Origin of the sequence: Streptomyces beigongshangae (genome assembly GCF_019710745.1) — a bacterium.
GTDB classification, from domain to species: Bacteria; Actinomycetota; Actinomycetes; order Streptomycetales; family Streptomycetaceae; genus Streptomyces; species Streptomyces beigongshangae.
The window spans coordinates 1-2851 of sequence record NZ_JAHKJW010000149.1; the positions used below are offsets into that span (position 1 = coordinate 1).

A 2851-nucleotide genomic window follows, 5' to 3' on the forward strand; every position below is an offset into this window, starting at 1 on the left:
GCCCGGGAGAGCTGGCGGTTCACCGGCTCCGCGCTGGACTTCGCCGAGGACAAGAGCGAGGCCCGCCGCTTCGTACGCGCCCGCCACTGGCGCGACACCCACGAACTGCCCCGCTTCGTCTTCGTCGTCTCCCCCACCGAACCCCGCCCCTTCTTCGTCGACTTCGACAGCCCCGTCTACGTCAACATCCTCGCCAAGGCCGCCCGCCGCCTCACCCGCAAGGACCCCGACGCCCGCCTCACCCTCACCGAGATGCTCCCCACCCCCGAACAGGCCTGGCTCACCGACGACCAGGGCCACCGCTACACCTCCGAACTCCGCCTCGTCGCCGTCGACCGCGGCGCCGTCCCCGGGGAGCAGGTGTGAGCGCCCCCGCACGGGCGACGTTCGTCGACGACATCCGCGCGCACGCCGCGCGCACGCCGCGCTCCCCCGCGCTGCTGACCCCCGAGGGCCCCGTCGGCTACGGCGAACTCGCCGACCGCGTCGACCGGCTCGCCGCCCGGCTCGTGGAGCGCGGCGTGGGGCCGGAGCGGGTCTGCGCGGTGGCGCTGCCACCCGGCGCCGACGCCGTGGTCGCGACCGCCGCGGTCGTCCGGGCCGGCGGGGCGTTCCTCACCCTGGACACCGGTCTGCCCGACGGCCGGCTCGCCGCGCTCGCCGCCGGCGCCGCCCATCTGCTGACCTGCGCGGCCCTCGCCGACCGCCTCGGGCCGCTGGTCGACGCGCCGGCGATCCTGCTCGACCGGCCTCCCGCCACCGGCCCGGCACCGGCCGACTTCCGCGCACCCCATCCGCGCTCACTGGCCTATGTCAGCCACACCTCGGGCTCGACCGGCCCGCCCAACGCGGTCCTGATCGAGCACGGCGGGCTGGACACCTACCTGCGCGCCGTCGTCCGCGACAACGCCCTCGGCCCCGGCACCGTCGCCCTCCAGCTCGCGCCGCCCGGTTACGACGCGTCCGTCCGGGACACCTTCGCGCCGCTCGCCGCGGGCGGGTGCGTCGTCCTGGCCGACCGCGCGCGCCTGCTGCGCGCCGAGTCCTTCGCCGACACCGTCGCCGAGTACGGCGTCGACACCCTCCTCAGCACCACGCCCTCCTTCCTGGGCTTCCTGGCCCAGTCGCCCCGTGCGGCCGGCCGGCTGCGCTCCCTGCGCCTGGTCTGTTCGAGCGGGGAGTCGCTGCGCCCCTTCCTCGCCGCCGGCGGCCGTGCGCTGGTCGGCGGCCGGCTGGTCAACCAGTACGGGCCCAGCGAGTGCACCATGACCTCCACCCGCCACGAGGTGCCGCCCGCCCCGGACACCTCCGCCGATCTCGTCGGTACCGCCGTCGACGGCACGGTCGTACGCCTGCTGGACCCGCGGGGGCGCCAGGTCCCCGCCGGGCTGGTCGGCGAGGTGCACATCGGCGGCGCGGGGGTGGCCCGCGGCTACGGCGGGCGGCCGGCCCTGACCGCCGACCGGTTCACACCCGACCCGTACGGGCCGCCCGGCGCACGGCTGTACCGCACCGGCGACCTCGCCCGGCGTGTCCGCGGCGGGGTGCTGGAGTACCTGGGGCGGACCGATCGCCAGGTCAAGATCCGCGGTCACCGCGTCGACCCGGGCGAGATCGAGGGCGCCCTGCTCGCCCATCCCGAGGTGACCGGCGCCGTGGTGACCGCCGAGACCGACGAGCGGGGCCGGGTCTGGCTCGGCGCGCACGTCACCGGCCTGCCCGGGAGCACCACCGACGCCCAGCTGCGCGCGCATCTGGCCCGTACCCTGCCGCCGCACATGATGCCCAGGCGGTTCACCCGGCTGGAGCGCCTGCCCGTCACCCACAGCGGCAAGGCCGACCGGCGGGCCCTGCGGGCCGGTGCGCCGGAGCCCGTCTCATGACGGCGGCCGCCGACCGGATCGCACCGGCCGCCGTGCCGGCCGCCGCCGACCGGATCGCCGCCCATGTGCGGCACACCCCGCTGCTGCGCCACGACCTGCTGCCCGGACTGCTGCTCAAGGCGGAGCACCTCCAGCGCAGCGGGTCGTTCAAGCTGCGCGGCGCGGCCAACGCGATGCTCGTGCTCGGCGCCGGCGAGGTGGTCGCCGGGTCCTCCGGCAACCACGGCATCGCGGTGGCAGGTCTGGGGCGCACCCTCGGCGTCGGGGTCACCGTGGTGATGACGGCGGGCGCGAGCGAGGCCAAGGAGGCGGCCGTCCGGGCGCTCGGCGGCCGGGTCGTGCGGGTGCCCGGCGGGGTGGCCGACCGCGACCGGTACGCCGGGGAGCTCGCCGCCCGCACCGGCGCCGCGCTGGTGCCCTCCTCCGACCACGAACTCGTGGTGGCCGGACAGGGCACCGTCGGCCTGGAGCTGCTGCGGGACGCCCCCGACCTCGACGCGCTCTTCGTACCGGTGGGCGGCGGCGGCCTGCTGGCCGGTGTCTGCCTCGCCGCCGCGCATCTGCGCAGTACGGTCCGGATCATCGGCGTGGAGCCCGAGCGGGCCCGGCGCTACGCCCGCTCGCTGGCCGCCGGCCGCCCCGTCGAGGTGCCGCCCAGCGACTCGGTGGCGGACGGGCTGCGCGGCCAGCGGCCCGGCGAGGTGATCCTCCCGATCGTCCGCCACCGGGTCGACGAACTGATCGGTGTCAGCGACCGGGCCGTGTCGCACGCGACGGCCCTGCTGCACCGCGCCGGTGTGCCGGCCGAGCCGAGCGGCGCCGCCGCGCTGGCCGGCGCCCTGCGGCTCGGGCTGCCGGGGCGCAGCGCCGTCGTCGTCTCCGGCGGCAACGGCGTCGCGGCCCCCGCCGCCCGGTCCGTGCACGCCGGCGCCGGCCGCTGACCGGCCACCGGGCCGCCGCCCCCCCCC

Annotated in this window: 2 protein-coding genes and 1 pseudogene; all 3 read left to right on the top strand. The window is 77.8% G+C overall.

Annotated elements, in window-relative coordinates; translation table 11 throughout:
- A pseudogene (locus KM933_RS38485) lies at positions 1–366 on the top strand (lantibiotic dehydratase); the annotation flags it as partial.
- Positions 363–1883, top strand: coding sequence for an amino acid adenylation domain-containing protein (locus KM933_RS38490; RefSeq protein ID WP_221362240.1), 1521 nt, complete (start codon positions 363–365; stop codon positions 1881–1883). The pseudogene KM933_RS38485 and the gene KM933_RS38490, both read left to right, overlap by 4 nt.
- Complete coding sequence (locus tag KM933_RS38495) at positions 1880–2824, top strand: pyridoxal-phosphate dependent enzyme (RefSeq protein WP_221362241.1); 945 nt, start codon at positions 1880–1882, stop codon at positions 2822–2824. The genes KM933_RS38490 and KM933_RS38495 overlap by 4 nt, the downstream gene beginning before the upstream one ends.
- The last annotated feature ends 27 nt before the right edge of the window (positions 2825–2851 follow it).

What these genes read in the sequence shown, in the direction of transcription:
- KM933_RS38495 (WP_221362241.1), top strand. Translation starts at nt 1,880, where the DNA reads ATGACGGCGGCCGCCGACCGGATCGCACCGGCCGCCGTGCCGGCCGCC.